The sequence below is a fragment of the Actinoplanes sp. GCM10030250 genome (assembly GCF_042666575.1).
GTDB lineage: Bacteria > Actinomycetota > Actinomycetes > Mycobacteriales > Micromonosporaceae > Actinoplanes.
This window is the reverse complement of the sequence record NZ_JBHTDO010000005.1, coordinates 120982-147461: the sequence shown is the minus strand read 5'-3', so window position 1 is coordinate 147461 and position 26480 is coordinate 120982. Positions and strand designations below refer to the sequence as shown.

The 26480-nt window shown below is 68.2% G+C and carries 23 protein-coding genes; 13 read left to right on the top strand and 10 right to left on the bottom strand.

Translation table 11 applies throughout. The features are described 5' to 3' along the window. The first annotated feature begins 1 nt into the window (after nucleotide 1). The 6 genes from ACFQV6_RS10060 to ACFQV6_RS10035 all read left to right on the top strand — a co-directional run bounded on the left by ACFQV6_RS10060 (nucleotide 2) and on the right by ACFQV6_RS10035 (nucleotide 6044). Nucleotides 2–1603, top strand: coding sequence for a protein kinase family protein (locus ACFQV6_RS10060; protein WP_378027105.1), 1602 nt, complete (start codon nucleotides 2–4; stop codon nucleotides 1601–1603). A 42-nt stretch (nucleotides 1604–1645) separates the two neighbouring features. Next, complete coding sequence (gene sigM, locus ACFQV6_RS10055; RefSeq protein WP_378027104.1) at nucleotides 1646–2398, top strand: RNA polymerase sigma factor SigM; 753 nt, start codon at nucleotides 1646–1648, stop codon at nucleotides 2396–2398. Further along, entirely contained in the window at nucleotides 2395–3381 is a 987-nt protein-coding gene (locus ACFQV6_RS10050) for a hypothetical protein (RefSeq protein WP_378027103.1), read from the top strand. Before sigM ends, ACFQV6_RS10050 begins: the two co-directional genes overlap by 4 nt. A 124-nt stretch (nucleotides 3382–3505) precedes the next feature. After that, the gene (trxB, locus tag ACFQV6_RS10045) at nucleotides 3506–4465 is read left to right on the top strand and encodes a thioredoxin-disulfide reductase (protein ID WP_378027102.1); all 960 of its coding nucleotides are present in this window, start codon (nucleotides 3506–3508) and stop codon (nucleotides 4463–4465) included. A gap of 15 nt (nucleotides 4466–4480) precedes the next feature. Then, on the top strand, nucleotides 4481–4804 hold the full coding sequence (gene trxA, locus ACFQV6_RS10040; protein ID WP_378027101.1) for a thioredoxin: 324 nt from the start codon (nucleotides 4481–4483) through the stop codon (nucleotides 4802–4804). Nucleotides 4805–4892: 88 nt separating this feature from the next. Next, the gene (locus tag ACFQV6_RS10035; protein ID WP_378027100.1) at nucleotides 4893–6044 is read left to right on the top strand and encodes an N-acetylmuramoyl-L-alanine amidase; all 1152 of its coding nucleotides are present in this window, start codon (nucleotides 4893–4895) and stop codon (nucleotides 6042–6044) included. Between the two features lie 93 nt (nucleotides 6045–6137). Here the strand turns inward: ACFQV6_RS10035 and ACFQV6_RS10030 are convergent, their stop codons facing one another. Beyond that, entirely contained in the window at nucleotides 6138–6812 is a 675-nt protein-coding gene (locus ACFQV6_RS10030; RefSeq protein ID WP_378027099.1) for a GNAT family N-acetyltransferase, read from the bottom strand. A gap of 214 nt (nucleotides 6813–7026) precedes the next feature. Here ACFQV6_RS10030 and ACFQV6_RS10025 point away from each other — a divergent pair, with 214 nt between their 5' ends. Together ACFQV6_RS10025 and ACFQV6_RS10020 are read left to right on the top strand one after the other, a co-directional pair. Further along, on the top strand, nucleotides 7027–8337 hold the full coding sequence (locus ACFQV6_RS10025; protein ID WP_378027098.1) for a PLP-dependent aminotransferase family protein: 1311 nt from the start codon (nucleotides 7027–7029) through the stop codon (nucleotides 8335–8337). 8 nt (nucleotides 8338–8345) lie between these two features. Continuing rightward, nucleotides 8346–9308, top strand: coding sequence for a D-alanine--D-alanine ligase (locus tag ACFQV6_RS10020; RefSeq protein WP_378027097.1), 963 nt, complete (start codon nucleotides 8346–8348; stop codon nucleotides 9306–9308). 131 nt (nucleotides 9309–9439) lie between these two features. On the opposite strand, the gene ACFQV6_RS10015 is transcribed toward ACFQV6_RS10020, so the two are convergent. Further along, nucleotides 9440–10300 (bottom strand): hypothetical protein, encoded by an 861-nt coding sequence (locus tag ACFQV6_RS10015; RefSeq protein ID WP_378027096.1) that lies wholly within the window; start codon nucleotides 10298–10300, stop codon nucleotides 9440–9442. Between the two features lie 1288 nt (nucleotides 10301–11588). Here ACFQV6_RS10015 and ACFQV6_RS10010 point away from each other — a divergent pair. Further along, nucleotides 11589–12578, top strand: coding sequence for a hypothetical protein (locus tag ACFQV6_RS10010; protein ID WP_378027095.1), 990 nt, complete (start codon nucleotides 11589–11591; stop codon nucleotides 12576–12578). Between the two features lie 500 nt (nucleotides 12579–13078). On the opposite strand, the gene ACFQV6_RS10005 is transcribed toward ACFQV6_RS10010, so the two are convergent. The 8 genes from ACFQV6_RS10005 to rpmH all read right to left on the bottom strand — a co-directional run bounded on the left by ACFQV6_RS10005 (nucleotide 13079) and on the right by rpmH (nucleotide 19497). After that, on the bottom strand, nucleotides 13079–14179 hold the full coding sequence (locus tag ACFQV6_RS10005; RefSeq protein WP_378027094.1) for a ParB/RepB/Spo0J family partition protein: 1101 nt from the start codon (nucleotides 14177–14179) through the stop codon (nucleotides 13079–13081). Beyond that, nucleotides 14176–15381 carry an AAA family ATPase gene (locus ACFQV6_RS10000; RefSeq protein ID WP_378027093.1) on the bottom strand — a complete coding sequence of 402 codons (1206 nt, stop codon included), beginning with the start codon at nucleotides 15379–15381 and terminating at the stop codon, nucleotides 14176–14178. The genes ACFQV6_RS10005 and ACFQV6_RS10000 overlap by 4 nt, the downstream gene beginning before the upstream one ends. 648 nt (nucleotides 15382–16029) lie before the next feature. After that, the gene (rsmG, locus tag ACFQV6_RS09995; RefSeq protein WP_378027243.1) at nucleotides 16030–16950 is read right to left on the bottom strand and encodes a 16S rRNA (guanine(527)-N(7))-methyltransferase RsmG; all 921 of its coding nucleotides are present in this window, start codon (nucleotides 16948–16950) and stop codon (nucleotides 16030–16032) included. 4 nt (nucleotides 16951–16954) lie between these two features. Next, entirely contained in the window at nucleotides 16955–17536 is a 582-nt protein-coding gene (locus ACFQV6_RS09990; RefSeq protein ID WP_378027092.1) for a protein jag, read from the bottom strand. A gap of 153 nt (nucleotides 17537–17689) precedes the next feature. Further along, nucleotides 17690–18712 (bottom strand): membrane protein insertase YidC, encoded by a 1023-nt coding sequence (gene yidC / locus ACFQV6_RS09985; RefSeq protein WP_378027091.1) that lies wholly within the window; start codon nucleotides 18710–18712, stop codon nucleotides 17690–17692. A 1-nt stretch (nucleotide 18713) separates the two neighbouring features. After that, nucleotides 18714–18971, bottom strand: coding sequence for a membrane protein insertion efficiency factor YidD (gene yidD, locus ACFQV6_RS09980; RefSeq protein WP_378027090.1), 258 nt, complete (start codon nucleotides 18969–18971; stop codon nucleotides 18714–18716). Continuing rightward, nucleotides 18968–19324 (bottom strand): ribonuclease P protein component, encoded by a 357-nt coding sequence (rnpA, locus tag ACFQV6_RS09975; protein ID WP_378027089.1) that lies wholly within the window; start codon nucleotides 19322–19324, stop codon nucleotides 18968–18970. The genes yidD and rnpA overlap by 4 nt, the downstream gene beginning before the upstream one ends. A 35-nt stretch (nucleotides 19325–19359) precedes the next feature. After that, nucleotides 19360–19497 (bottom strand): 50S ribosomal protein L34, encoded by a 138-nt coding sequence (gene rpmH, locus ACFQV6_RS09970; protein WP_378027088.1) that lies wholly within the window; start codon nucleotides 19495–19497, stop codon nucleotides 19360–19362. 588 nt (nucleotides 19498–20085) lie between these two features. Here rpmH and dnaA point away from each other — a divergent pair. The 4 genes from dnaA to recF all read left to right on the top strand — a co-directional run bounded on the left by dnaA (nucleotide 20086) and on the right by recF (nucleotide 26407). Further along, nucleotides 20086–21948, top strand: coding sequence for a chromosomal replication initiator protein DnaA (gene dnaA, locus ACFQV6_RS09965; RefSeq protein WP_378027087.1), 1863 nt, complete (start codon nucleotides 20086–20088; stop codon nucleotides 21946–21948). A gap of 1280 nt (nucleotides 21949–23228) precedes the next feature. Continuing rightward, on the top strand, nucleotides 23229–24362 hold the full coding sequence (dnaN, locus tag ACFQV6_RS09960) for a DNA polymerase III subunit beta (protein WP_378027086.1): 1134 nt from the start codon (nucleotides 23229–23231) through the stop codon (nucleotides 24360–24362). A gap of 39 nt (nucleotides 24363–24401) precedes the next feature. Beyond that, entirely contained in the window at nucleotides 24402–25274 is an 873-nt protein-coding gene (gene gnd / locus ACFQV6_RS09955; RefSeq protein ID WP_378027085.1) for a phosphogluconate dehydrogenase (NAD(+)-dependent, decarboxylating), read from the top strand. Between the two features lie 5 nt (nucleotides 25275–25279). After that, nucleotides 25280–26407: a DNA replication/repair protein RecF gene (gene recF / locus ACFQV6_RS09950; RefSeq protein ID WP_378027084.1), complete on the top strand. Its 1128-nt coding sequence runs from the start codon at nucleotides 25280–25282 to the stop codon at nucleotides 26405–26407. The last annotated feature ends 73 nt before the right edge of the window (nucleotides 26408–26480 follow it).

Sequence of the window (26480 nt, the reverse complement as noted above, 5' to 3'; positions counted from 1 at the left end):
CATGCACACCACCGCATGCGAGAACACAGCATGCAACACCGAGGGAGGACTGGTGACCCAGGTCGGCGAAGGCCACGAGACCGCGGCCGACGAGGCTGGACCGGTCTTGACCTTCGGTGCGCCCACCGTCGGTGAGATCCTGGCCGAGCGTTACCAGCTGGAAGAGCACGTCAACAACGACAGTGCCGGCCGGCAGGTCTGGCGCGGTATAGACGTGATCCTCCGGCGCCCGGTCGCCGTGGTCCTGCGGCATCCCGGCGGTGACTCGGCGACCGAGATGCTCCAGGCCGCCGTCGACGCGAGCCGGGTCATCCACCCCAACCTCGTCGGCGTCTACGACGCGATCGACGAGCAGGAGCGGGCCTATGTGGTCCGCGAGTGGGTCGACGGCGAGTCGCTGCGTGACCTGGTCGGCGCGGAGGGCCCGCTGGACCCGTCCCGGGCCATCGCCATCGCGCACGCCGTCGCCGACGCCCTGACCTCCGTGCACGCCACCGGGATGGTCCACGGCAACGTGCACCCCGGCAGCACCCTGATCGCCGACGACGGCCGGGTCGTGCTGGCCGACGCCCGGGCCGACTCGGCCGACAGCGTCGAGCTGGACGTCCGCGCGGTCGGCGGCATCCTCTATTTCGCGCTCACCGGGCACTGGCCGCACGCCGAGGTGGGACGTGCCGCCCTGCAGGACGCCAACCGCGATAGCGCCGGCAACCCGGCCGCACCGCGGCAGATCCGCGCCGGTGTCCCGGCCTACCTCGACGACCTGACCATGGACCTGCTCGACCGGCGGGTGGCCGCACCGGCCGCCGACGCGCTGACGGCCGAGCTGGGCCGGCTGGACGCCGCCGCCGAGGACGAGGAGTTCGAAGACGTCGGCCCGCTCCGCTTCGTGCAGGGCGGTGGCTCCTCCGGCACCGATCAGATCCGCAGCACTCCGAAGATCCTGATCGGCGTCGGCGCGCTGGTGATCATCGCGATCGTCGGCCTGGTCTTCGGCATCCGCGCGATCAGCAACTCGACGAAGCCGGGCACCCAGGCGACCGCTCCGGTGGACGCCGGTGTCGGCCAGCAGGGTCCGGACGGTGCTCAGGCACCCGCTCCCACGCCGGAGAAGATCGCGCTGACCGCCGACATGGTCCGCATGGTCGACCCGCCGGACGGTCAGCGTAAGGACAGCGACCAGGCTAAATACACCGTCGACGGCGACACCGAGACCGCCTGGGAGACCTCGCGGTACGAGCGGCAGTCAAACTTCGGCAACCTCAAGCCCGGCATGGGTGTCCTGATCAACCTGGGCTCCCCGCGGTCTCTCGCCGAGGTCCGGGTCGCGACGTCGACCCCCGGCGCGACCATCGAGGTCCGCACCGGCAAGAACGACCCGGGCGACAGCTCCAACGGCGACTCGAAGATCATGAAGGACTACCAGCGTCTCGGAGACGAGGCGCCGGAGCCGAGCACCGGCACCAAGCAGTTCTTCTCCGGTTTCGAGCCCGACCAGAAATACCAGTACGTGCTCGTCTTCATCACCGATCTCCCCGAGGCCGAGGACGGCCGCGGCGGCTACAAGATCAGTGTCAGCGAGATCGAGCTGTACGGCTACTGAGCGGGTCGCACCTCGATGGCCGCGGTGGACTAGATTGCTGGCGTGACTTTCCGGGACGTTTCAGCCGGCTTGCCCGGGGCGGGGGAAACCGCTCCGAGCGATGCCGAGCTGATCCGCGCCCACGTCGACGGCGACACCCGGGCCTTCGCCGAGCTGGTGCGCCGGCATCGTGACCGGCTCTGGGCGGTCGCCCTGCGCACCACGGGCGACCGCGAGGAAGCCGCCGACGCTGTCCAGGACGCCCTGCTCAACGCGCACCGCAACGCCGCCCGGTTCCGCGGCGAGTCGGCGGTGACCACCTGGCTGCACCGGATCGTGGTGAACGCCTGCCTCGACCGGATCCGCCGGCGCCAGGCCCACCCCACGGTCCCGCTGCCGGACGGCAACCGCTCCGACGACGACAACCACGCCGGGCCGGAACCCGCCGCACCCCTGCCCGATCAGGACACCGTGCTCGTCGTCCGGGACGCGCTCGCGGCTCTCCCGGCCGACCAGCGCGCCGCGATCGTGCTTGTCGACGTCCAGGGTTACCCGGTGGCCGAGGCGGCCGAGATGCTCGGCGTCGCGGAGGGGACGGTGAAGAGCCGCTGCGCGCGGGGACGGGCGCGGATGGCACTCACTCTCGGGTACCTGCGTGGCCGTGACACAGGTCCCACCGGTGAGACGGGCCGGGCTGGGAACCGTACGGCCGACGGGACCGTCTCATCCGGGTCGGCTTCGGGTGATCCGCTGCCGACGGGACCGGCGCCGGGAAAGCCGCGGCCGGCCGGACACGATCGAAGGGAACAGCGGTGACGGGCGCTGCGTTCGAGGGAGTCGACCTCGACCTGCTCGCCGACTATGTCGGCGGCGCCCTTCTCGGCACCCCGGACCAGGACCGGGTGGCCGATCTGGTCGCCACCGACCCGGCCTGGCAGGCGGCCCACGAGCAACTCGCACCCGCGATGTCCACGGTCGGCGCGATGCTGCTCGACCTGCCCGCGGAACCGATGCCGGACGATCTCGCCGCTCGGCTGGAGTCCCTGTTCACGGCAGTTCCGGAGCAGGCCGGGGGAGCAGGCGGGGAGGCTCAGCCCGTACCCGCGAAGGTTTTGGATCTTGAAGAGCACCGGCGTGATCGCGCCGCACCTCCCGGACGCCGACGGCGGATGCGCTGGGCCGCACCGATCGGAGTGGCCGCCGGAGTGCTCGCCTTCGCGGGCTTCGGCCTGACCCAGATCGCCGGCCAGGCGCAGGACAACGGCGCGGACTCGACGGTCGAGACCGACGCCGGCGCCGCGGCCGCGCCGATGATGGCCGACTCGCCGCAGATCCTGCACAGCGGCACCGACTACACCACCGCGACCCTGGACCTGGTCGCCGCGGAAGACCTCAAGGAGCCGCGCGCGATCACCGGATCCGGCGCTCCCGGCTCCGGCAACTCCGATTCCGGCGTTCCCGGCGCTCCCGATTCCGGCGCTCCCGGCGCTCCCGGCTCCGGAGCTTCAGGCGGTCCCGGCGCTCCCGGCGCCGAGGGTCCTGGCGAGATCAAGGCGGCCGGCAGGTTGAGCCGCCTGGCCGCACCCGAGCTGCTGCTCGCCTGCCTCGAGGCCATCGCCCGGGAGAATGCCGGCGGCCCGATCACCGCGGAGCTGGTGGATTACGCCTCCTTCAAGGGATCACCCGCCCTGATCGTCCGCTTCAGCGCCGCCAACGGCATCTGGGCCTGGGCGGTCGGCCCGGACTGCGGCACGCCTGGCGCAGGCGCAGCGCACCTGGAGAAAGTCCCGGTACGCTGACCGCACCCGCGGCGTGAGGTCCGACACCAGCCGCCGCCGGGGAATGGTGCACACCTAGCATGACGTTCTAGCGTGCAGTGTCGCCGACCTTTCCGTGCGGCGAAAACAGACTGAGGAGTCGGCAGTGGACGAGGTCCGCAATCTGATCATCATCGGTTCCGGACCGTCGGGCTACACGGCGGCGTTGTATGCGGCTCGGGCCAACCTGCAGCCGTTGGTGATCGAGGGCGTGCAGTCCGGTGGCGCGTTGATGACCACCACCGAGGTGGAGAACTTCCCCGGTCACCGCGACGGCATCATGGGTCCCGAGCTGATGGACAACATGCGTGCCCAGGCGGAGAAGTTCGGCGCCGAGTTCCTGACCGACGACGTGACCCGGGTCGAGCTGGGCGACCGGCCGACCGAGCCGGGCACCGAGGGCCTCAAGACCGTCTGGGTCGGTGAGCGGCAGTTCTTCGCCCGTGCGGTGATCCTGGCCACCGGTTCCGCCTGGCGCCCGATCGGCGTGCCCGGCGAGCAGGAGCTGCTCGGCCACGGTGTCTCGTCGTGTGCCACCTGTGACGGGTTCTTCTTCCGCAACCAGCACATCATCGTGGTGGGCGGCGGTGACTCGGCGATGGAGGAGGCGACGTTCCTCACCCGGTTCGCCGAGACCGTGACGATCGTCCACCGCCGGGACAGCTTCCGGGCCAGCAAGGTCATGCAGAAGCGGGCCCTGGACAACCCGAAGATCAAGGTCGAGTGGAACACGGTGGTCGAGGAGATCCTCGGCGCCGACGGCAAGGTCTCCGGCGCGCGCCTGCGCAACGTGGCGTCGAACGAGACGAAGGACATCGACGTGACCGGCGTCTTCGTGGCGATCGGCCACGACCCGCGCAGCGAGCTCTTCAAGGGACAGATCGAGCTGGACGACGAGGGCTACGTGAAGGTCGACTCGCCCAGCACCCGCACCAACATCGCCGGCGTTTTCGCCGCCGGTGACCTGGTGGACCACACATACCGGCAGGCCATCACCGCGTCCGGCACCGGCTGTGCCGCGGCGCTGGACGCCGAGCGCTTCATCGCTTCATTCGTAGAGCTGTAAGACCGGGAGGTCCTCGTGGGAGCAAACAAGGCGGTCACCGACGCCACCTTCGACACTGACGTGCTGAAGTCCGACAAGGTGGTTCTTGTCGACTTCTGGGCCGAGTGGTGCGTGCCCTGCAAGAAGGTCGACCCCCTCCTGGCCGAGATCGCCAACGAGATGGGCGACAAGGTGGAGATCGTCAAGGTCAACATCGACGAGAACCCGAAGACCGCCCTGGCCTATCAGGTGATGACCGTGCCGACGCTGACCCTGTTCAAGGACGGCGAGCGGGTCAACTCGGTGCACGGTGCCAAGCCGAAGAGTTTCCTGGTCAACTTCATCGAGTCGGCTCTCTGACCGAACCGCCGAATAACGCCCCGCGCCCGTTCTGGACGCGGGGCGTACTCTTCGGAAGGTCGTTTTTTCTCGCCCCTAGGGAGTCTGAGTGCGGTCCATCCGACGCGGAGACACCGGTCCAGCCGTTTCCGAGATCCGGTCGATCCTTGTCGTCCTGGAGTTCCTCGCCGAGGCCGGCCCGGACGTCTTCGACGACGCCATGGAAACCGCGGTCCGGGCGTTCCAGCAGGACCGCGGGCTCGGCGTCGACGGGATGGTCGGCGACGAGACCTGGGGCGCGCTGGACGCGGCCCGCTGGCGGCTCGGCTCACGGACCCTTTTCCACTCGGTGCCCGACGCGCTCGTCGGCGAGGACGTGCGGACGCTCCAGGAACGCCTGCTGGAGATGGGCTTCGACACCGGCCGCGCCGACGCGATCTACGGTGCGCGCACGGCCCGGGCGGTGGCGCAGTTCCAGCGTGAGGTCGGCCTGGTGCCCGACGGCTCCTGCGGCCCGCAGACCATGAAGGCGCTGCGCCGGCTCGGCCGCAAGGTGGTCGGTGGCCGCCCGCAGTGGCTGCGGGAGGCCGAGGCGTTCCGGCAGTCCGGCCCCAACCTGGTCGGCAAGACGATCGTGATCGACCCGGGGCACGGTGGTGGCGACGACACCGGTGTCGTGGTGCCCGACGGGCCACTGCGGTGGAACGAGTCGGACCTGGTGTTCGACCTCGCCGCCCGGATGGAGGGCCGGCTCGCCGCGGCCGGCATGCGGGTGCACCTGACCCGCGGCCCGTCGCCCGCGGCACCGATGAGCGGTGCCGACCGTGCCGCGCTGGCCAACAGCCTCGGCGCCGACCTGCTGATCTCGCTGCACCTGGACGGGCACTCCAGCGACGCCGCCGAGGGTGTGGCCACCTATCACTACGGCACCGGCAACGGGTTGAGCTCGACGGTCGGTGAGCGGCTGGCCAACCTGGTGCAGCGCGAGATCGTGGTGCGCACCGGGATGCACGACTGCCGCACCCACGCCAAGACCTGGGACCTGCTCCGGCTCACCCGGATGCCGACGGTCCGGGTGGACCTGGGCTATCTGACCTCGCCGGCGGACCGGGAGCGGCTCATCGACCCGATGTTCCGGGAGCAGATCGTCGAGGCGCTGCTCGCCGCGGTGCAGCGGATGTACTTCCCGGTCGAGCGCGACGTGCCCACCGGGTCGATCGACGTGCGGCAGCTGCGGATGGCCCTGGCCGACCGGGCCTAGGCGGCGGCTTTCGGCGCGCGGCTTTCAGCCTGCGCCTTCCGGTCGACCGCCTCCACCCGCGGCTTGTGGCCGGCGGCTTTCGGTTGGCGGCTTTCAGTTGTCGGCTGATCGGGTGGCGGTCACCGGGCGGACCGGGCGCAGCAGGGTCTCCGGGCTCATCGAGCCGAGAAGCTTCTCCAGCGCATATTCCACGTCGGACTTCCAGGACAGTGCCGTCCGCAACTCCAGCCGCAACCGCGGATAACGGGGGTGCGGGCGGATCGTCTTGAAGCCCACCGACAGGAAGAAGTCGACGGGGACCACACACGTACCCGCGCGCTCCTCGTCCTCGTCGGCCTCCCCCGCCTTCGCGTCGCCGAACGCCTCGATCGCCTTGACCCCGCGCTTGGTGAGATCACGGGCGACACCCTGGACGAGCATCCGGCCCAGGCCGCCACCGGCGAACGCGGGAACCACCTTGGCCGTCATCAGCAGTGCCGCGTCGGCGCTGACCGGTGAGGTGGGGAACGCCATCGACCGCGGGACGTAGGCGGGTGGCGCATACATGACGAAGCCGGCGGGCATGCCGTCGACATAGGCCAGCTTGCCGCAGGAGCCCCACTCCAGGAGCGTCTGGGAGACCCAGGCCTCCTTCTCCAGCCCCGGATCGCCGGTGGCGCAGGCGCGCTCCGCGGAGACCGGATCCAGCTCCCAGTGCACGCACTGGCGGCAGGGCCGGGGCAGGTCCTCGAGAGTGTCGAGGGTGAGATTGACCAGGCGTCGCGACACGGCGGACCCCTCGCTCAAGGCACGGACTGGACCGGTAACGAGCACGGTCGCCGTCACATGCTCCGCCGCGCCCCCGCCGAATCTTACGTCGCAATCGCCATGAACGGGAGCAGGTCGGGCAACTGCGGGAGATGGGACGGCAGGGCTAGCCGGTGCGTTTCCCGTTTACTATCGATGGCGTCCCGACCGACGACTCACATGAGGTGAGAGCCGCATGACCGGCACGACACAGGACGACTACACCGACCGCTATGCGCGCCGCGTGCGCGGGATGAGCACCTCCGAGATCCGGGCCCTGTTCGCTGTGGCGAGCCGCCCCGAGGTGGTCTCCCTGGCCGGCGGCTCCCCCTACATCGCCGCCCTGCCGCTGGACGCGGTCGGCGAGATGCTCAACCGCCTGGCCACCGATCAGGGCGCCACCAGCCTGCAGTACGGGATCGGCCAGGGCACCGTGGAGCTGCGCGAACGCATCTGCGACGTGATGACCCTGTCCGGCATCACCAACGCCTCACCGGACGACGTGGTGGTCACCGTCGGCGGGCAGCAGGCCCTCGACCTCCTCGCACGGCTGTTCCTCGATCCGGGTGACGTGGTGCTCGCCGAGGGGCCGACCTACGTCGGCGCACTCGGCGTCTTCCAGGCTGCCCAGGCACAGGTGCAGCACGTGGCAATGGACGACGAGGGCCTGATCCCGGCAGCACTCGAGGAGGCCATCGCGGCAACCGTGAGAGCGGGCCGCCGGGCCAAGTTCCTCTACACGATCCCCACCTTCCAGAACCCCGCCGGAGTCACCCTCTCGGAGGACCGGCGGGAGCAGGTCCTCGACATCTGCGAGCGCGCCGGTCTCCTCGTGATCGAGGACGACCCGTACGGAATGCTTTCCTTCGAGGGTGACGCCCCACTGCCGTTGCGTGCCCGCCGGCGCGACGGCGTCTTCTACGTCAGCACGTTCTCCAAGACCTTCGCGCCGGGCCTGCGGGTCGGCTGGATCCTCGCACCGCACGCGGTCCGCGAGAAGCTGGTCATGATGAGCGAGGCGAACGTGCTGTGCCCGAGCGCCTTCGCCCAGGGCGCTGTCACTCAGTACCTGACGACGATGCCCTGGCGCGAGCAGATCAAGGTGTACCGCGAGATCTACCGGGAACGCCGCGACGCCCTGCTGTCGGCGCTGGACGACCTGATGCCCGACGGCACCACCTGGACCCACCCGACCGGCGGCCTGTTCGTCTGGGTCACCCTCCCCGAGGGCCTCGACTCCAAGGCGATGATGCCGCGGGCCATCGCCGCACGCGTCGCCTACGTGCCGGGAACGGGCTTCTACGGCGATGGGACGGGTCGAGGGAACATGCGCCTCAACTTCTCCTTCTCGGCGCCTGAGCGGCTTCGTGAGGGCGTGCGGCGGCTCTCCGGGGTGATGGAGCAGGAGTTGGCGATGCGCGCCGTCTTCGGCGGCGGCGCCGCCCTCGGACACCACCGCCGTCGTGGTGCGGCCGCTGCCGACGCCCCCGGCCCCGACTTGGCATGATCAAGCCCATGGGTACGCGTGACGAAGTACGGATTCTGGTGCTGGCCGGTGGACTGTCCTACGAGCGGGACGTGTCCCTGCGATCCGGGCGCCGGGTTCTCGACGCCCTGCGGTCGGCAGGCCTGACCGCGGAGCTGCACGACGCTGACGTCTCTCTCCTGCCGGCGTTGCAGGCCGACCCGCCGGACGCGGTGGTCATCGCGCTGCACGGTGCGACCGGTGAGGACGGGTCGCTGCGCGGGGTGCTCGACCTCTGCGAGATTCCGTACGTCGGTGCGGACGCGCGTACCGCCCGGATGGCCTGGGACAAGCCGTCGGCCAAGTCGATGCTGCGGGAAGCCGGGATTCCGACGCCGGACTGGGTGGCGCTTCCGCACGATCGGTTCTCCGAGCTGGGTGCGGTGGCGGTCCTCGACCGGATCGTGGACCGGCTCGGGCTGCCGCTGATGGTGAAGCCCGCACAGGGTGGCTCCGGACTCGGCGCGGCCGTGGTGCGGGATGCGGGCGATCTGCCGGCGGCGATGGTGGGCTGTTTCGCGTACGACTCGACGGCGCTCGTCGAGCAGTATGTGACCGGCACCAACGTGGCGGTGTCGATCATCGACCTCGGCACCGGCCCGCAAGCCCTCCCGATCGTGGAGATCGTTCCGCGCGACGGGGTGTACGACTACGCGGCTCGATACACGGCCGGGCTGACGACGTGGCACGTTCCGGCCCGGTTGCCGGCTGAGGTGGCGGCGCGGGTGTCGGAGACGGCGCTCGCGGCATACAAGGCTCTGGGGTTGCGTGACCTGTCCCGGATCGACGTGATCGTCGAGGATGGCGGGGAGGCGCAGGTGCTGGGGTGCAACGTGTCGCCCGGGTTGACTGAGACGTCGCTGTTGCCGCTGGCGGTTCAGGCGGCGGGGGTTGACCTGGGGGCGGTGCTCAGCGCTTTGGTGGAGCGGGCGGTGGCTCGTAAGGGCGGCTGAGGGTTGGTGTTTGGGCTTGGGCCCGGCGTGCTGCGAGGTTTGCAGGCGCCGGGCCTTTGCTTTGGGGGTGTGTTGTTCTTCGAGGGCGCTTCCCTGAGGCGCTTTTCTTGGGCGCTTTCCGGGTCGGTGGGTCAGTCGCCTCTAGCCGGTCCGGTCGTTGTCTGGACGGGCGGCGGAGTGCGGTCGGCTGAATTGCCGTTGGTGGCGTGAGGGTCAGCGCGGGGCCGCGATACGGAACGGTCCTCTGAAGCGGTCGCCTCCGTCGGTGTTCCGTCGTTGTTGAGGGGGCCGGGTGCCTCGGCTGCTTCGACATCGCCGAGCGTGGCTGGGCGGCGGTTCTCGTCGGAGTCGGAGTCGGCGCTTTCCGAATCGGCGTTCCTCGGGCCGGTGTCTTTGGGGCCGGCGTCTCTGTGGCCGTCGTTCTTCGGGTCGGTGTTGGTCGGGTCGGCCGGCGGTGTGACCGTGAAGGTGGCCGGCGACTCCCACTGGATGTGAGCGGGCTCGGCGTTGGCCTTGCCCCCGAAGTCGGCCAGCCAAGCGGCGACGAGGGCGAGGTTCTCCCGCCACTGGCGCTCGGGGATGACCGGCAGTATGTCGTCCCACAGGGACAGGAAAGTTCCGCGCAACTGCAAGCGCCCGTATGGCCGGGCCAGGAACCACATGTGCAGGTGCGCCGAACCGTCACCCCACCGGTTCACGTGCACTCGGGCGACACCGTCGAGCGAGCGGATCGCCCGCTCGAGCCGAACGGTCATGACACCGAGCTCGGCGGCCAGAAGGTTGGGCAGGTCGCCCAGGTCGAGGTGCGAACGGCATTCCAGGATCAAGACCATCGGCAGCCCGGTGGGCCGGTCCATCGCCCGCACGCGCCATCGTTCGCTGACCCAGATGTACGCGTCATCGGGCGTACTGCAAGCCACACAGTCGGAAGCGTCCTCACCGCTGCGGGGCGGTTCCACCTCAACCAGCGGGGCGAGTTTCTTGACTCGCATGTCGCCTTCGAAGGGGAACGACGGCCAGCGTGTGAAGTCAGGGAGGGGGGCGGTGTTCTCAGACACGACGTGACCTTAGCCCAGGTCAGGAGGGGCTGTCCCGGGTCAATTTCGCACTACCGGGGGACGGCTTTCCACCCGCCTGAGCGCGGCCACTAAGTAGACAGCCGTGAAGCTCCCAATCTCCACATACCCCTCCCGAAGTTATCCACAGAAGTTATCCACAGGCAGCCCCGTTTCACGTGAAACGCGACGTAGAACGCTTGTAGCCCCTGTGGATAGACCAGTGGACGACTTCCACGACATCGGCGTCGTTTCACGTGAAACGGGGCTGGGGTGGAAGTTCACAGGTCTCGCGCACAGGGTGTGGATAGTGGTGTAGGCACATGCTTGCCCCCGAATCTTCATCCGGTCGTGGAAGCGCCCCGGACCTCCACCGAATGGCCGATCCATCCATCCCAGTCATGCCAGCGATCTGCGAGCGGTGCGCTCGGTAGGGATATCGGAGGTGATCTGACTGTCTAGTCCAGCCCTCTTCAAGGACCGCACGGTTTCACGTGAAACGGACCGGCGGCGCCTGCCGTGGTTAGCCCTGGACCAACCGACCGCGCTGCCTCCGGCGAACTGTCACCAACGAGCCGCCGACCGGGCAAACGGCCGGCCGGGCACACAGCCCCGACCGAGCAGCCGGCGAGCTTCGGGCTGAACGCCTACCCCCGGCCCCGTCGCCCCGCAGCCCGTTCACGACGACGCTTCACAGCTCCGTTTCACGTGAAACGCCAGTCGTTCGCATCCAGATAGTCGGGCTCCGCTGCTTGCCGCAAGTGCCCACGATCATTACCGGCACGGCGGGGCAGTGAACTGACTTAGAGAATCCGGTTCGAAGCTCTCGAAGCCCTCGGTGCCGGATGGTTTGGGGCGACGGCACAAGTCGCGGCTGGCTGGGCCCGGCGTGGAGTCGGAGTCGCACGGTGGCGGTAGATCACGGTGGTGGTGGGACTCGCGGTGGCAGTGAGAGCCGCGATCACAGCGCGAGGCGCATTGGCAGCGCGAGACGCATTGGCAGTGGGAGTCACATTGGCAGTGGGAGTCGCGTTTCACGTGAAACATGGGCGAGACGGTGCGGGGTGAATCCTTCGTTCCGCTGGGGCTCTGCCGATGAACTGGATCGCTAGCCCCACTGACTTCCCCGCAGTGGAGGGTGGCGACTCCACTAACCACACCACCCTCATCGAGCTGACCGGACGTCTGGCGCGCCGGCTAGCCCCCACACTGAAAGGTCGCCCTGGTGCCCCGTTTCTCCCGCCCCGCTTTGCTGCTGGCTTCTGCCTCGATGGCTGTCGGCGTGCTCACCGTTCCGAACGCCGCCTACGCCGCGGACACGACCACCATCCTGAGCGCCACGCAGATGGCTGCGGCGCTCAAGGAGGTGTCGACCGCGACCGCAACCGCGGTGAAGACGGGATGGGGCGGGACCATGAAGGTCAGCCTCAACGGGGCTCCGGGGGAGGCCGAGTTCGCGGTCGACCCGGCGAGCGGGCGGGCGTTCTTCGAGTTCGACATCGACCGGGAGACCGGGGCCGGATACGCGGTGGAGCACAAGGGCTCCTACGACGCGCTGTACTCGAGGGCCGAGTTCACGGCCGTCAAGATGATGGGCCGGCCGACGGCAAAGTTCGTCTTCACAACGAACACGAAGCTCGACCTGGACGCGTGGGTGGAGGACAACGAACCTCAGCCCGCGATGATGCTGAACGACGACACCAGGCACACCGGCACCAAGACCGTGCACGATGACGGCTCGAGCACCTACGAGTTCGAGAACCCCACGAACGCGGCCAACACCTTCGAGGTGAGCGCGAGTGGCGTTCTCGAGGGGCTCAGCGTGAGCTACCCACCCCTGTTGAGCCAGACGCTGCAGTACGAGTACGGCCCGCAGACTGTGACCCTGCCATCGGCCGAGCAGACGGTCAGCCGGGCAGCGTTGACGAAGGCTCTGGCCTACGTCGACATGCCGGCCGCGGTCAAGGGCGTGGCCGGCCGGAGCGCAACGGCTGTCAAGAAGGCGGCTAAGGGCGGCACCGTCAAGGTTGCCAGCCTGCGAAAGATTGCGAAGAGCACCACGGCGGCGCACAACTCCGCTTCCAAGGTGAAGGTCATCGCGGTCACGGATATCACGGGTGGGGTCCGGCTCACGGCCAAGAACCCGTACACCGGCCAGAAGGTCTCGTACACGATCAAGGCTTCCGGCAAGAAGGTCGTCGTCAAGAAGGCCTGAGCCGAGAGCGCTCCAATCGGCGGCTCCCCGGCCCAAGCCCCACCAAGCCCCGCCTACGACGCCAAGGGAAGGGGAGCCGACGACTAGCAGTCAGCCCGGCAAGGCTGTGTTTCACGTGAAACATGCAGTCGATAAAAGATCTTGACTGATTCCAGATAACGAACGAGCTTCCCGACGACCATCCGCCGTTAGCCCGCGGCCCGACGGCGACATCAGATCTCGAATCGGCATTCACGGCACTCCGCCCGGTTCTCCCAGAACGATCCTCCTGGGATTTCCCACAGGCGCCTCCCGGCGAAGATCGAACTTCAGAAAGCCATCTTCTGCACCTTTTGCCGGAGTGCGGTTCAGCACAGGCCAACCCAACACTCCAAGGCATCGAAACCGGCCGTCCACGAGCCCCAAGCCAACATCAAGCCACCGACGAAGCCGCGGAACCCGCGCAAAACAAAAGGCGCGCGGGCAACCCCACGCGCCTTCCAAAACCAGGGAACGAAGACTCAGTCCCCCGCCTCGCCACCCCGAGAAGCTCCCTCTTCCTCAACCCCGATCATCCCCACGATTCGCTCAAGGTCGTCAACCGTCGCGAACTCGATCGTGATCTTGCCTTTGTTCCGGCCGATGTCGACCTTGACCCGAGTGTCGAACCGATCGGACAGCCGGTCGGCCAGATCGTTGAGCGCCGGCGCGTGCACCTTCGCTCGCCGCGCCGGCGAGGTCTTCTTCGGCGTCCCGTCGGAGATCGCCATCGTCACGAGCTCCTCGGTCGACCGCACCGAGAGACCCTCACGCACGATCCGATCCGCCAGCTGCTCCTGCGCCTCGTTGTCGTCCAGGCCGAGCAGAGCGCGAGCATGGCCCGCGGAGAGCACACCCGCCGCCACCCGCCGCTGAACCTGTGCCGGCAGGTTCATGAGCCGGATGGTGTTCGAGATCTGCGGCCGGCTCCGCCCGATCCGGCGGGCCAGCTCCTCGTGGGTGGCGCCGAACTCCTCCAGCAACTGCTGGTACGCGGCCGCCTCTTCCAGAGGGTTGAGGTTCGCCCGGTGGATGTTCTCCAGCAGGGCGTCCCGCAGCATCGCATCGTCCGGCGTACTCCGGATGATGGCGGGGATGCTCTCCTTGCCGACAGCCTGCGCCGCACGCCACCGGCGTTCACCCATGACCAGTTCGTACCGGCCGTCGCCGACGTCACGGACGACGATCGGCTGGAGGAAACCGACCTCCTGGATGGAGGTCTTGAGTTCCTCAAGGGCCTCTTCGTCGAAGACGTGCCGAGGCTGCTTGGCGTTCGGCTCGATCGCCGAAACGGGCAGCTCGGCGAAGCGAGCCCCGGGCACCGGCGCCAACTCGTTCTCAGCGACAACAGGCGCCGCAACAGCGGCCGGCGCTTCCACCGAAGCCGACGACGCCGAGGACGACGCCACGGACGATGACGCCGAGGATGATGATGATGACGACGGCGACGACGACGACACGGATGCAGGCACGGACACCTGCTCAGGAACCGCCTCGACACCCACCGCCGGCTCAGCGACGGGCGCCGTGGGGATCAGTGCGCCCAGGCCCCGGCCCAAGCCACCCCGCGGACGGTTCTTCATGCAGTGCCTCCCGTGTTGACCCCACGCACAGCGATCTCCAGGGCCGCCTCGAAATAGCTGGTGGCACCCCGTGATCCCGGATCGTAGGTCATCACAGACTGGCCGTAGCTAGGAGCCTCAGAAACCCGCACGTTTCGGGGAATGACCGCGTTCAGAACCTTGGTGCCGAAGTGGTTCCGAACGTCCTGTTCGACCGCGTCCGCGAGGCGGGTACGACGGTCGTACATGGTCAGGAGGATCGTGGACACGTCCAGCGTCGGGTTTAGGTGCTGGCGTACCAGGTTGATGTTGTTGATCAGCTGGTTGAGCCCCTCCAGCGCGTAGTACTCACACTGGATCGGGATCAGCACCTCCTGCGCGGCGCAGAGCGCGTTGACCGTCAGCAGACCGAGCGACGGCGGGCAGTCGATGAAGACGTAGTCGAACTTCTCCGGATGGCCGGCGATCGCCCGCTGCAGACGGGACTCCCGCGCCACCACGGAGACGAGCTCGATCTCCGCACCGGCCAGGTCGATCGTCGCCGGCACGCAGTACAGGTTTGGAATGCCCTCGACCGGCTGTGCGACCTCGGCCAAGGGCACGTTGTCGATCAGGCAGTCGTAGACATCCGGCACCCCGGCGTGGTGCGGCACGTTCAGACCGGTCGAGGCGTTGCCCTGCGGGTCGAGGTCCACCACCAGCACACGGTTACCGTGGAGCGCCAACGCCACCGCCAGGTTCACGGTGGTGGTCGTCTTACCGACGCCGCCCTTCTGGTTGGCGACGCAAATCACCCTCGGGTGGTCCGGTCGCGGCATGATGATCTCGCCGCTCGGGTTGAGGATCTGCACAGCTCGCAACGCTTCCATGGCGAGGGGCGGATCGTCTTCATCCCCGCCCGGCGTTTCACGTGAAACATGCTCGCCGGGCTGAACAGGAACGCCCGAAGTAGGCGCTACGGATGAAGGGGCGGCCGAAATCGGCCCAGACGCCCCCGGAACTGATAACGGCGCTCCGGGCCGATGCGGCTGACCCGGACCACGGAAGTCGTCGGCAGCCTGCTGGGGCGGGTTGCCGTGACCACCGTATTGCGCTTGTGGGCCATAGCCGCCGGGACGAGGCTGAGGTACATCTCGCTCACCAGCGTGCAATCCGCCCACGCTCATTCCCGACGGCCTGTCGAGAGGCGACTCGGTTTCACGTGAAACACCGTACTCATGCACCGCTTTATCCCTGTTGGCTAGGAAAGGGTCGGCCGGCGAAGCGTGTGATCCGGCAGAGGAGATCCGCTCAACACTATCGACGCCCAGCCAGCCTACGGGCGCCGGGCATGTGCCGCCATGGTCCGCTGTGCGATGAGTCGAGCGCAACGCTGACAAACTTCCGTCGCAGGCGTCCACAAAGACCATCAAGCCCGGGACCAGCCCTGTCGAGCCGGTGGAAGATCCAGGATCAAACCCATTTCCGGTACGGGCAACGCCCACACCCATCCGCGCCAGCGCCGCCCCACCCCGTCCGGGTCCCAGTACTGCACCCGAAAGTGCAGAAGACGCCGGCCGCATCCACGTCAGGCTCTCGGCCGAACCCGCCGACCAGGGCCCCGGCGTACCGCAGCCGTAGGCCATCTCAGGAACGCCGTGAAGCCGTGGCGCCGCATCATCGGTATCCCCGCCACCCACCGGCAGGGGCCGCCCAGGCGCGGGACTCAGCGGCACCAGAGCCGGAAAGGAAATCGGAGCGGCCATTGGGGCGTCGGTCGACACCGGCGATGTCGCCGCTACGCGAACAGTCGCGTTGGACGAACCGTCCGGCCCGCGGGCGGCGGACTGCGACCTACGACCGTTCCGCTTGCGTACGCCCCGCCGGCCCATCTAGCTCCTCCGCGATCTCCCCCGCCCACCACCCCGGCGGCCCTCACCCGCAGCCGACTTCCGCGCCGGCGCAGCCCTACGAGCCCGCCCCGGAACCACATCCCGTTCCTTGACGATCTCCACCACTGTCGCCGGCGGTTCGATCAGCCCAACCCCGCACAGCCGAACCACCGGAACCCCGCCACCGAGCGACCCGACCGCCTGCTCGTGCGAGACGATCTCCTCGGCAGCCGAGGCTCCCTTGAGCGCGAGCAGCCGCCCACCAACACTGGCCAGCGGCAGACACCACCCGGCCAGCTTGTCGAGCGCCGCCACCGCCCGAGCCGTGACGATGTCAGCGCCGGGCAGGTGCCCCGCCACCTCTTCCGCACGGCCGCGTACGACAGTGACGTTGCCGCCCAGCCCGAGCTCAGCCACCGCCTCGTCGAGAAAGGCGGTTCGTCGCGCGAGCGGCTCCACCAGCGTGATGACAAGATCCGGTCGAGCCACTGCGAGCACGATACCGGGCAAACCAGCACCAGAGCCCACGTCAACCACCGAAGCGCCGAACGGGATTATCTGGGACATAACCCCACAGTTGACCAGGTGACGCTCCCACAACCGAGGTGTCTCCCGTGGCCCGATCAGACCGCGAACCACTCCTTCGGTCCCCAGCAGCTCAGCGAACCGACCCGCCAACTCGAGCCGTTCCCCGAACACCTCCGCCGCCGCAACAGCAACCTCCCCAGGAGGCACAGCAAGACCGGCAGGCGAAGCAAGATTCGAAGGCGAAGCAGGATCCGAGGGCGAAGCAGGATCCGAGGGCGAAGCGGGATCGGAAGCCGAAGCGAGATCCGAAGATGAAACAACCGGGAAAGACGACGGCCCGGGCGACTCAACGCCCGGGCCGACATCCCCCGCGCCGTAGCGTGGGTTATTCATAAGATCAGTCCGCCACCCGCACCACGATGCGCCGGTTCGGCTCCACACCCTCGGACTCGCTCTGCACACCCGTGATCGCGTTCACCACGTCGTGCACGCACTTGCGCTCGAACGCCGACATCGCCTCCAGGCGAACCGGGTCCCCGTGCTCCTTGACCTTCTCGACCGCGTTGCGGGCCACCGCGGCGAGTTCCTTGCGGCGTGCCGCCCGGTACCCGCCGATGTCCAGCAGCAGCCGGCTCGGCGAACCCGTGGCCCGGAAGATCGCGAGCCGGGTGAGCTCCTGGAGTGCCTCGAGCGTCGCGCCGCGCTGACCGACGAGCGGCTGAAGCCGGCCGCCGACCACCTCGACCATCGGCCGGCCGGCCGAGACCAGCTCGTCGATGTCGCCGTCGTAGTCGAGGATGTCCAGCAGACCCTCGACGTAGTCCGCCGCGATCTCGCTCTGGCGGAACAGGTCGCCGTCCGAGGCGACGCTCTCCGACTTCTTCGCCTCGGCCGGCGTACCGGTCGATTCGTCTGTGCCGGTCGGCTCGACGGCCTCGGCCGACGACTCGGCGGAAGGGGGAGTGCTGGTGTCGGTCACGGTCTCATCTCCGTTGTCACTCGGGCCGGACCGAAGTCGGTCCGCTGTTTCCCGCGCTGCTCAGGTGCATACCCGATGGGTGCGTGCCCGGAAGAGCGCGGGGAGGTCTGTGTACGCAAGGGGAGCGCTCGGGCCCGAAGGCCCGAGCCGCGATCATCCCTTGGGTTTGTTCGCCGGTCGGGCGCCCTTCTTCGGATTCACCGGTTTGGCACCCGGCTTCGGGGCGAGCGCCTTGGTGTCAACGACCGGGGCGGTCGGCTCGGGCGCCGGCTTGCGGCCGAACAGGCCACCGGTGCGCGCGGGCTGAACCGGGTTGTTGATGCCGCGGTTCCCGGTGCCGGTCGGGCGCGCCGAGGACGCCGTCTTGGCGCCGGCCATCTGCACCGGCGGGAACTTGCGCAGCACCCACTGCTGCTGTGCCAGCGTGAACAGGTTGTTCGTCACCCAGTAGATGACCACACCGATCGGGAACAGCGTGCCGGAGATGAGCAGCGAGAACGGGATGCCGTACAGCATCAGGCGCTGGATCATCTTCTGCTGCGGGTCCTCGGCCCAGCCGGTCTTGAGGATCATCTGACGGCTGGTGAGGAACGTCGTACCCATCATCGTCAGCACCAGGATGGCCGCGAGGATCTTGACCGTGGTGCTGTCCGCGCCAACCGCTGCCAGTTCCGCCGGGGTCGATCCGAACTTGGCACTGATCGGGGCGTTGAACAGGTGGGCGTTGGCCGCGCTGTTGAACTGTTCGAGCGACCAGCCGTACAGCTGCTTGTATTCGTCGGAAATGCTCGGGTCGAGGTGCTGCAGCACGTGGAAGAGGCCGAAGAAGACGGGGATCTGCAGGAACATCGGAAGGCAACCCATCAGCGGGTTGGCCTTCTCCGTCCGGTACAGCTCCATCATTTCTTTCTGGAGCGTCTCCCGGTCACCCTTGTGCTTCTCCTGGAGCGCCTTCACCTTGGGCTGCAGTGCCTGCATCGCCCGCTGGCTCTTGATCTGCTTGACGAAGACCGGGAACAGGATGATGCGCAGCGTCACCACCAGGAAGATGATCGCCAGGATCCAGGCCCAGTTGGTGCCGATGACTCGGTCGTCGGGGATGCCTATCGCGTCCCACAGGGCATGCCACCGCAGGAGGATCCACGAAATGGCGTTGTAGATCCAGTCGAGACTCAATCTAAGCTCCAGTCACATCGGCAGGGCGGTGACGGATCGGGTCAGGCACCGGGTCGTACCCGCCAGGGTGGAAAGGGTGACAACGAAGGAGCCGCCAGATCGCCAGGCCCGTACCCCGTAGCGCACCGTGCCGCGTTAGCGCCTCCTGGGCGTACGCGCTGCATGAGGGATAGAACCGACAACGGGCCGGCAGCGCCGGACTCAAGTATCGACGGTACGCGACGACCGCTGCCGTCAGCAGCCGGGCGGCCACGCTCATCGGGCCCGCCGAGGTCGGCGAGCAGCGGCGAGAGCGCCCTCGAGGTCGGCAGCGAGGGTCTCGAACGTCGCTCCGGCAGCCGGCGGCAATGCCCGGACCACCACTGAAGCCCCCGCGGGGAGATCGCTGAGCAGCGGCCGGACCAGGTGCCGGAGGCGTCGCCGAACCCGGTTCCTGATGACCGCGTTGCCCACCGCTTTGGACACGACGAAGCCGGCGCGCGCCGTGGAGGCGTGCGCCGGCTCGTCGACAAGCAGGTGAACGACCAGGGTTCCGCGGCCGGCCCGACGGCCACCGCGAATCGCTGCGGCGAAGTCGTTGCTACGCCGCAGTCGCTGCGTCGCGGCCAGCACGACTACCTGGGCATTCCGGGCCGACTACCGTCGGCTCAGGCCGACAGCGTGCCGCGGCCCTTGGAACGGCGGGCGGAAAGGATCGCGCGGCCGGCACGGGTGCGCATGCGCAGCCGGAAGCCGTGGGTCTTGGCACGCCGGCGATTGTTCGGCTGGTAGGTGCGCTTGCTCACGTGAGAACTCCGTCTTCGTACTACGTCCAGGGGGTATCCGCTGCAAGAAGCCACTTTAGCAGAGCGCGGCGGACCAACCGCACAACCCTACGGAGAGCGGTTCTGACGGTCAACCATATCCTTGGTCGGCACGCCGACAGGTGGGCGCTCACGACCGCTACCTGGTCTTTCCACGCACAAAGTGAATCTTTTCCCGCTCACGGGCGCCGGAGGGTCGGTCGGGCGGTTGTAGTCCACCTGTCACCGCTGTTAGCGTGCGCGGTTGCTGGTCTCACCGGCCGTTCGCATACCGCGAAGCGGCGGCCAAAACCGGACAAGCAGGTGGATCGTTCGCCACGGTGAGCCTGTTTACGCCCGCGCCACTACAGGCTCCGGTAAATCTGCCGACCAATCCGGCCGGGAGCGGCCACCGGTAACACCACAGGTTGTGGATAACCTGTGGATAGCTGGTGGCGCCGTGCGTGTTCAGCGCGTTAACTGTGCTGGGTTGGGGGGCCGATCGGTTGCCTGTACAGGGCACCGACAGGCACAGGCGAGAGCCGGACACAAGGCCCACCGGGGGTCGGTGGCGATGGGGGTGGCGCGGCGGTGGCCGATCAGGTCGACCTGAGTGAGGTGTGGAAGGCGACTCTTGCCGAGTTGTCGGACGAGATCGCCTCGCCGCAGCAGCGCGCCTACCTTCAGCTGGTCCGGCTGAGGGCCATAGTCGAGGACACCGCTCTGTTGTCGGTTCCGGACACGTTCACTCGTGACGTCATCGAGTCCCGGATGCGCGCGGCGATCACCGAGGCGCTCACCAAGAGGCTGAACCGGCCGATACAGGTCGCGGTCACGGTGCGCCCGCCGGAGGATGGTTCCGGTGGACCCGGCACCGTCTACGGCACTCCGGCCGAGACCGGACAGCCGCCGATGGAGCCGCAGCCCCGGCACTACGCCGAGCCGCCGCGCTATTCCGACCCGGGGCCGTACCAGCCCGAGCTTCCCGGTTACCCGGGACAGCAGCAGCGGATGCCGGAGCAGCCCTACCAGCAGCAACAGCCCTACCAGCAACACCAACCCGAGCCGTACCCGACCGGGTCCGCGCAGCATTCGTCGCCGTCCTCTCCGTATGCCCGCGGTGTTCCCACCGCCCGCGACGGCCAGGAGGCCCTCTTCGGTGATCCGCTGCCGCAGGTCGCGCCGCCTCCGCCGATGAACCGCCCGACCGGCTCCCGCCCCGGCGACAAACCGGAGCCGCAGAACGACACCGTCGGGCACCGGATGGCCGCCGACCAGTCACAGCTGCGCGACAACCAGCGCCGGCAGGACGGGCTTCAGGACCGCCGCGACGACACGATCCCGAGCCGCGGTGACAACGGTCCCGGGCGCGCGCCGATCGACCTGCGCGGCCCCGGCACGTCACCGCGACCGGGTGGCAACGACGGCAACCGGCTCAACCCGAAGTACATGTTCGAGACGTTTGTCATCGGCTCGTCCAACCGCTTCGCGCACGCCGCCTCGGTGGCCGTCGCGGAATCACCGGCGAAGGCCTACAACCCGCTGTTCATCTACGGCAGCTCCGGGCTGGGCAAGACCCACCTCCTGCACGCGATCGGCCACTACGCCACCACCCTGGGCCACGCGCGCTCGGTCCGCTACGTGTCGACCGAGGAGTTCACCAACGATTTCATCAACAGCCTGCGGGACGACAAGACCCAGGCGTTCCAGCGCCGTTACCGCGACGTCGACATCCTGCTGATCGACGACATCCAGTTCCTGGAGAACCGCGAACGGACGCAGGAGGAGTTCTTCCACACCTTCAACACCCTGCACAACGCCAACAAGCAGATCGTCATCAGCTCGGACCGCTCGCCGCGCCAGCTGGCGACGCTCGAGGACCGCATGCGGACCCGGTTCGAGTGGGGCCTGCTCGCCGACATCCAGCCGCCCGACCTGGAGACGCGCATCGCGATCCTCCAGAAGAAGGCCGCCCAGGAGCGCATGTACGCGCCCGACGACGTCCTCGAGTTCATCGCCTCCCGCGTCTCCAACTCGATCCGCGAGCTCGAAGGCGCCCTCATCCGGGTGACCGCCTTCGCCAGCCTCACCCGCTCCCAGGTGCAGCTCTCCCTCGCCGAGGAGGTCCTGCGCGATTTCATGCCCGACGGCGCCGGCCCCGAGATCACCGCCGACCAGATCATGGTCTCCACCGCCGACTACTTCGGCGTCTCACTCGAGGACCTGCGCGGCCACTCCCGCAGCCGCGTCCTGGTCAACGCCCGCCAGGTCGCCATGTACCTCTGCCGCGAACTGACGGACCTCTCCCTACCGCGCATCGGACAGGCCTTCGGCGGCCGCGACCACACCACAGTCATGCACGCGGACCGCAAAATCCGCCAGCACATGGCAGAACGCCGCTCGCTCTACAACCAAATCGCCGAACTAACCAACCGCATCAAACAAAACACCTGACCCCGCCGCTCTCAGCCCGCAACGCGCCTCGCGCAGCTCTCCACAGCCTGCGACCCCGCGGTCCGCGCACGGCCGCTCCCACCAGACCTCAATACTTTTCTGGTACGGCCGACGCGCTCTGCCCAGGGACATCTCAGGGCTGACTGCCCACTCCCGCCCGTGATCAACTTCCGGGCTGAGCTGCCCACTCACCCTTTCGAGACTCCGACTCTCCCCGCTCGCGGCCGCCGTCGTTGATGGCTGCCCGGCGTCCTCCCGCGCTCGCCTCGCCCGGTACGCCTCGCAATGCTGGAGTTGTGCCCGCTCGGTGTCAGGCCCGCTCGATGACAGGGCCGAACCGCTACCCCCCAACCTGTTTTCCACACGGCTGTGAGGGCGTTGGCGGGCTGTGGATTTGCGCCGGTGGAGATCGACGGCCAGCAGGAGGTCCATCCACACCTGCGACGGGCTGATCCGGTGGCGCCGCCGTAACCCACAGGTTGGGCCGCTCCGGTGCACAACGGCCTGAACAGGACGTTCGCCAACAACGCGCTGGTTATCCACCGGATATGCACCGGCTCATCCACAAGTTGTCCCCAGATCGTCGCAGCTCAGCGGGGAAATCGACGCCGCTCACTGCCAACTTTCCAGGGCGAAAATCGTCGATTTGTCAACGTCGCGACGGGTCAGTTTCGTGCCAACGTTGTCCACACTAATCCACAGGCATCCACAGGCTCTTTCCCCAGACGGTGGACAACCGCCGACACCTCTCTCCACAGATGTGGACAGAACCTGGGGAAATCGATGTGGACAGACACGGACGGTTACATGTCTACCCACACCCTGTGGAGGACTGTGGATAGCCTGTTGAAGGTTCTGGGGACGACGAGGCGGTAGCGTCCCAGCGTTATGCACAGGTCGGGGGACAAACCTGGTGGATAACCGGTGGATAGCCGGTGGACAACGGTGGACAACGCTCGTCACGTCGGCAACTGTGGACCCAGACCCACACTTTTACCCGAGTTTCCCACATGTGAATCACCGGTGGATAACCTTCTGACCTGCGCAAACTCGGGTTATCCACGGTATGCACAGGACCGATGAAGACGACTAGATATCTCTTCTTAGAAAACAAAAAGCAATCATCAGCGTTGTGGAAGGTGTGGATGGGCTGCTTGCGGCTCGCTGCGCCTCCGGCTCGACTTCACAGCACCGGGGTCGGGCGCACATCAATACCGTCGGCGCCATAGAGTTCAGTGGGGTCCACGCCCCCCGTCAGAAACAGCATCGCGGAGGACAGCATGAAGTTCCGGGTGGAGCGAGACGCCCTTGCCGACGCCGTGGCCTGGACAGCCAAGAGCCTGCCCAGCCGGCCGTCGGTGCCGGTTCTCGCCGGTGTCCTGCTGCGAGTCACGGACGGACGGTTGCAGGTCTCCGGCTTCGACTACGAGGTCTCGAGCCAGGTGAGCGTCGAGGTTCAGGCCGACGCCGACGGTGCGGCACTGGTCTCCGGGCGCCTGCTGGCCGAGATCACCAAGGCGCTGCCCGGCAAGCCGGTGGACATCGCCGCGGTCGGTGCGCATCTGGAGCTGGTCTGCGGCAGCGCGCGCTTCACGCTCCCGACGATGCCGGTGGAGGACTACCCCACCCTTCCGGAGATGCCCTCCAGCGCCGGCACAGTCGAGGCCGCCGTCTTCGCCTCCGCGGTGTCGCAGGTTGCCATCGCGGCCGGCCGTGACGAGACGCTGCCGATGATGACGGGTGTCCGGCTCGAACTGAACGGTTCGACGATGGCCATGCTCGCGACCGACCGTTACCGGCTGGCGATGCGCGAGATCGAGTGGACCCCGGACGACCCCGACATCAGCCTGAACGCGCTGGTGCCGGCGAAGACGCTGAACGACACCGCCAAGGCCCTCGGCCCGCTCGGTGGCTCGGTCACCATCGCCCTGGCGCAGGGCAGCGCAGGCGAGGGCATGATCGGCTTCGCCGGCGGGACCCGGCGGACCACCAGCCGCCTGCTGGACGGCGCCAACTACCCGCCGGTGCGCTCGCTCTTCCCGGCCGCGCACAACGCCGAGGCACGGGTTTCCGTCGCCGCCCTGGTCGAGGTGGTGCGCCGGGTCGCCCTCGTTGCCGAGCGGACCACTCCGGTCCTGCTGAGCTTCAGCGAGGACGGCCTGGTGGTCGAGGCGGGGACGACCGAGGAGGCACGCGCCAGTGAGGCCATGGAGGCCACCTTCACCGGTGAGTCGCTGACCATCGGCTTCAACCCGCAGTACCTGATCGATGGCCTGCAGAACCTGGGCGCGCCGACGGCGATGCTCGCGTTCGTCGACGCGTTCAAGCCCGCTGTGATCTCCCCCGCCGATGAAAGCGGCGAAATCATCCCGGGTTACCGCTATCTGATCATGCCGATCCGGGTAACTCGCTGATACTGAGCTTGAAACAACCGCTCATCTAGGGAGATCACCATGCAACTCGGCCTGATCGGTCTCGGCCGAATGGGTGGCAACATGCGGGAACGACTGCGTGCTGCGGGGCATGAAGTCGTCGGATTCGACCAGAACCTGGATGTAAGCGACGCCGCCAGCTTGGCCGAGTTGGCCGAGAAGCTGGCCGCGCCGCGGGTGGTCTGGACCATGGTGCCGTCGGGCAAGATCACCGAGGACACCATCGACCAGCTCGCCGAGGTGCTGGAAGCCGGCGACATCATCATCGACGGCGGGAACTCCAAGTTCACCGACGACGCCCCGCGTGCCGAGCGCCTGGCCACCAAGGGCATCAAATATCTCGACGTCGGCGTCTCCGGCGGCGTGTGGGGCAAGACCAACGGCTACGCGCTGATGGTCGGCGGCGAAACCGAGTCGGTGGAGCACTGCAAACCGATCTTCGAGGCGCTCAAGCCGGCCGGTGAGTTCGGCTACGCCCACGCCGGCACGCACGGTGCCGGTCACTACGCGAAGATGGTGCACAACGGCATCGAGTACGGGTTGATGCACGCCTATGCCGAGGGCTACGAGATCCTCAAGGCCTCGGAGTACATCAACGACGTGCCCGGTGTGATCAAGAGCTGGCGGGAGGGCAGCGTCGTCAAGTCGTGGCTGCTCGACCTGCTGGACCGGGCTCTCGACGAGGATCCGGACCTGTCGGCTCTGAAGGGTTACGCCGACGACACCGGTGAGGGCCGCTGGACGGTCGACGAGGCTGTGCGCCTCGCCGTGCCGGCCCATGTCATCGCCGCCTCGCTGTTCGCACGTTTCCAGTCCCGCCAGGACGACTCGCCGGCCATGAAGGCCGTTGCCGCGCTGCGTCAGCAGTTCGGCGGCCACGCCGTCAAGCGCTGACACCGATGCACGTACGCCGGGTCGAGCTCAGCGACTTCCGTTCCTATGAGCGGGTGGCCGTGGATCTCGAACCCGGCGTGTCCGTGCTGGTCGGCCAGAACGGCATGGGCAAGACCAATCTCATCGAGGCACTGGGTTACGTGGCCACTCTGGACAGTCACCGGGTGGCCACCGACGCCCCGCTCGTCCGGGCCGGCGCGACCTCGGCAGTGATCCGGTGCGCGATCGTCCACGATGGCCGCGAACTGCTCGTCGAGCTTGAAATCGTACCCGGCCGGGCGAATCGGGCGCGGCTCAACCGCTCGCCGGTGCGCCGGCCGCGGGAGGTGCTCGGCGCGCTGCGGATGGTGCTCTTCGCCCCCGAGGACCTCGAGCTGGTCCGGGGCGATCCGTCCGAGCGGCGGCGTTACCTCGACGATCTCCTGGTGGCCCGCCAGCCGCGGTTCGCCGGGGTGCGCGCCGACTACGACCGGGTGGTGAAGCAGCGCAACGCCCTCCTGCGTACGGCGTATCTGACCCGCAAGGTCGGCGGCTCGCGAGGGCAGGACCTGTCGACGCTCGCCGTGTGGGACCAGCACCTGGCGCACCACGGTGCCGAGCTGCTGGCCGGCCGCATCGAGCTCGCCGGCGCCCTCGGCCCGCACCTGACCAAAGCCTATGACGCCGTCGCCGCGGGACGGGCCTCGGCTGCCATCACGTACGCGTCGCGGCTCGGCGACGCGCTGGTGGCTGACCGGCCCGCGCTGGAGGCGGCGCTGCTGGCGTCCCTGGAGGAGCGCCGGACCGCCGAGATCGAGCGCGGTGTCACCCTGGTCGGCCCGCACCGTGACGACCTGTCGCTGATTCTCGGCGACCTGCCCGTCAAGGGGTACGCGAGCCACGGTGAGTCCTGGTCGTTCGCGCTGGCGCTGCGGCTGGCCGCCTATGACCTGCTGCGCTCGGACGGCATCGAGCCGGTGCTGGTCCTCGACGACGTCTTCGCCGAACTCGACTCGGGCCGGCGGGATCGGCTCGCCGCCCTGGTGTCCGACGCCGCCCAGCTGCTGGTGACCTGTGCGGTTCCCGAGGATGTGCCCGCGGCGCTGCGCGGCGTCCGCTACGACGTGACCACGGGGGCGATCGAGCGTGTCTGAGGAACGTAAGCGGTCCGGATCCGGCCGGGGTCGATCATCCGAGGGCTCTCAGCGCCCCGTCAGCGCCTCAGGA